The organism is Streptomyces radicis (assembly GCF_003626575.1).
Taxonomy (GTDB): Bacteria; Actinomycetota; Actinomycetes; order Streptomycetales; family Streptomycetaceae; genus Streptomyces; species Streptomyces radicis.
In genome coordinates this window covers 1-3,327 of record NZ_RBDY01000066.1, presented here as the reverse complement: position 1 = coordinate 3,327, position 3,327 = coordinate 1, and the positions used below count along the sequence as shown (strand labels likewise).

Genomic DNA, 3,327 nt, shown 5'->3' with positions numbered 1-3,327 from the left:
CAGGCGTTCTCCGCCTGGGTGGCGTAGCCCAGGCCGAAGGCCTTGTCGAGGAACGCCCACAGGAAGACGAAGCCCAGCGCCACACGGAGCCCGGCGAGGATCCGACCTGGCACCGACCCCACGGCGGTACCCACCACGGCATCGGACCCGGCCCGCGGGGTCGCGGGCGCGGTGTCGTCCGCGCCGCCCTGCGTCCGGCGACGGGGGTTCGGGTGGTCCTGGATGGCCATGATCGCTGTCCCTTCTGGGGTGGTTCGCTCTGACGTGGTACGCGCTGTCCGGTGTTCCGGTGCACCACGACTGTCTCGCCGCGGCACCCCCGGGAGGATGGGCCGCGCGGGCCAGGGGCGGGGGGCCGAAGGTCCTCAACGGGCGGGCCCGGTCGGTCCCTTGGCCGGTCAGCCCCTCGGGGAGGCATCCCTCGGGGAGACCGCCCTCGGGGGCGGCGGCACCGGCACCAGGAGCACGGGGCAGTGGGCGCCGTGGAGGAGCGCACGGGTCAGCCGCCCGCGCCGCGCCCCCGAGCGGTGCACGGGGAGGACGGTGACCGCGGCGCCGCGCGTCGCCTCCACGAGCGCGTCGGCCGAGTGCGGGGACGGCGGGAGGACACGGAGCGGGACGCCGCGCCGGTCGGCCTCCTCGAAGGCGTGGAGCGCCGCCTCGGCGTCCGCCCCGTCGGCGGCGATCAGCAGGACGTCGCCATGGACCCGCGCCGGTCCCGGGTCGCCGCGCACGACCAGCACCGGCCCGGCGACCCGCCCTCGGGCCCTCGCGGCCCGGGTGGTGCCCCCGTAGGCGAGTCGTGCGCCGACCGACCGCCACGGCCAGGCGGACTGGCCACCGGGGGCGCGGGCGCCGACGACGGTGAGCGCGGCCGTTCCGGCGCATCGGAGCAGCACGGTGACCGGGTCGCCGATCAGAGGAAGGGGAAGGGTGAGCAGTCCTGGGTGGCGCCTTCGGGCGCGGTCCACGGCGGCGGCGAGGACGGGTTCGGCCTGGTCCCGGTCGGGGACGGCGTAGACGATGTCGAGCGCGGAGCCGCGCAGTTCGGCCTCACGCGCGGCCAGGTCGAGCGCGCGGGTGGCGGTCGGGGAGCCGTCGAAGCCGACGATGACGTGCCGTTGTGTGGTCATGTCCGGTCCTCACAGGGGTGGGGAGGAGCCGCCCACGCCCCGCGGGCACGCGGGCTCTCCCCCAAGGCTCCGGGCGCGGCGGAGGGGGGACGAGGGCCGAAGAGGGCCCCTCAGGGGGGCCGTTGGGGCAGGGCCGTGGCGCGGAAGAGGGCCGTTCGGCCCTGGTGCCTTCGGGCATGGCGGGGCACCATCGGGACAGGATCAGGCGACAGGACGACCATCGGGGAGTACGACGGCACATGGGCGAGGCGCGCACGTTCTCAGCGCAGGCACCGATCAGGGTGTTCCTGCTCGACGACCACGAGGTGGTCCGCCGCGGCGTGCACGACCTGCTGGACGCCGAGCCCGACATCGAGGTGATCGGCGAGGCGTCGAGCGCCGCGCAGGGGCTGGCCAGGGGCCCGGCGCTGCGCCCCGATGTGGCGATCCTCGACGTGCGGCTCACGGACGGCGACGGCATCACGGTCTGCCGGGAGCTGCGCTCGCGGATGCCGGAGCTCGCCTGCCTGATGCTGACGTCGTTCGACGACGACGACGCGCTGCTCGACGCGATCATGGCCGGGGCCGCGGGCTATGTCCTCAAGCAGATCAGGGGCTCCGACCTGGTCGCGGCCGTGCGGACCGTTGCCTCGGGCCAGTCGATGCTCGACCCGGCCACCACCGCCCGCCTCATGGGGAGCCTCCGCGGCGACAACGCCCCAGCCGAGCCCGCGGACGACCTCCTGGCCGGGCTCACCCCGCGCGAGCGGGAGATCCTGATGCTCATCGGGCAGGGGCTGACCAACCGGCAGATAGGTGAGCGGCTGTTCCTGTCGGAGAAGACGGTGAAGAACCACATCTCCCGGCTGCTCGCCAAGCTCGGCGTGGAGCGCCGCGTCCAGGCCGCGGTGCTCGCCAGCCGGGCCAGGCCGCAGACCGGCGGCGCGCGGGGCTGACCCGCGCGCCCACCAGAGCCCGCGCGCCACCCCGCTCCGCGCACCGCCCCGCCCCGCGCGCCGAGCCCGTCACTCGTGCGGGACCACCACGAGCGGCGCCGGGCAGTGGTGGATCAACGCGTGGGTGACCGGCCCGATGTGGGCGCCCAGGCGGGTGGTGCGCATGCGCCGCCCGGTGACCACAAGGGCGGCGTCCGGCGCCTCCTCGAGGAGGAGTCGGGCGGCGCGGCCCCGGGTGACGCGTTCCCGCACCGCCACCTCCGGGTACTTCGCGCGCCACGGCGCGAGCACCGCGGACGCCCGCCTTTCGCTGTCCGCGCCCACGGCCGCCAGGACCCCGGCGTCCACCCCAGGGCCCTGGGAGCCCGGGAGGTACCCCCCACCGGGCGCCAGCTCGGCGACGGACGGCACGTTCCAGGCGTGGACGGCGAGGAGCTCCGCGCCCCGGCGTTCGGCCTCCTCGAACGCGAAGGTGATCAACGCGTCGGCGGGTTCGGGGAGAGCGAGGCCGAGGAGTACGGTTCCCGTTCCCTCGGCGCCCGCGGCCCGCACCAGCGCCACCGGGCACCCGGCGCGCGCCACCGTCGCCCCGGCGACCGAGCCGGTGACGAATCCCGAGATCCGGCCGAGGCCGCGCGAGCCCAGGACGATGAGGTCTGTTCCGCCCGACAGCTCGGCCAGCTCCTCGCCGGGGACGCCGGTGAGGCGTTCGAGGGTCACCCGTAGCCCCGGGTGACGCGCGGTCAGGTCGGCCGCCCGCTCGGTGAGCACGCCGTCGAGGACCGCCCGGCGGTCCCCGCCGGGAACGGGCCAGGACGGCGGGCGGAGCTCGGGCTCGTCGACGTGCACGAGCCGCAGCGCCGCGCCACGGCGCAGCGCCTCGTCCGCCGCCCACGCGGCGGCGGCCAGGCTCTCCGGCGAGCCGTCGAGGCCCACGACGATGGTGCGGGACATGACGAGTACCTCCAGGGTGCGGTGCGGGCGGTGTCTCCGCCGCTTCCTCGCCACCACCCTCGACCCGCGCACCCCGCCCGGTCATGGGGCCGATCGACGCCGGGGGCGGGGCCGTTCGGCCCGGCTTTCCGACCCGTCCGGCCCACGTGCCTGACCCCGCCGCCGGGGCACCGTGGAAGTGAGGGGCCCTCTGCTTTTCGGACAGGGGGCTGGTCGTTCGTTTCATGCGGCGATGCGCAACTGATGGTACTCGGCGTGGACTTCGCGTGGAGGGCGGTAACCCACGGCCGAATGAAGGCGTTTGC

Annotated in this window: 3 protein-coding genes and 1 pseudogene; 1 reads left to right on the top strand and 3 read right to left on the bottom strand. The window is 76.0% G+C overall.

Annotation, left to right across the window (positions count from 1 at the left end; genetic code table 11):
• Positions 1-230 (bottom strand): annotated as a pseudogene (locus D7318_RS33580) (hypothetical protein); the annotation flags it as partial.
• A gap of 168 nt (positions 231-398) precedes the next feature.
• A complete protein-coding gene (locus tag D7318_RS32215; protein ID WP_120700792.1) occupies positions 399-1,133 on the bottom strand; it encodes a universal stress protein in 735 nt (244 codons plus the stop codon).
• Positions 1,134-1,372: 239 nt separating this feature from the next.
• Between D7318_RS32215 and D7318_RS32210 the strand changes: the two genes are divergently transcribed.
• Positions 1,373-2,068: a response regulator gene (locus D7318_RS32210; RefSeq protein ID WP_120700791.1), complete on the top strand. Its 696-nt coding sequence runs from the start codon at positions 1,373-1,375 to the stop codon at positions 2,066-2,068.
• Positions 2,069-2,137: 69 nt separating this feature from the next.
• On the opposite strand, the gene D7318_RS32205 is transcribed toward D7318_RS32210, so the two are convergent.
• Positions 2,138-3,022, bottom strand: a complete 885-nt coding sequence (locus D7318_RS32205) for a universal stress protein (RefSeq protein ID WP_120700790.1) — start codon at positions 3,020-3,022, stop codon at positions 2,138-2,140.
• Positions 3,023-3,327: the final 305 nt, after the last annotated feature.

Coding starts and splice junctions, on each gene's coding strand:
- D7318_RS32215 (WP_120700792.1), bottom strand. CDS start 1,133: ATGACCACACAACGGCACGTCATCGTCGGCTTCGACGGCTCCCCGACC.
- D7318_RS32210 (WP_120700791.1), top strand. CDS start 1,373: ATGGGCGAGGCGCGCACGTTCTCAGCGCAGGCACCGATCAGGGTGTTC.
- D7318_RS32205 (WP_120700790.1), bottom strand. CDS start 3,022: ATGTCCCGCACCATCGTCGTGGGCCTCGACGGCTCGCCGGAGAGCCTG.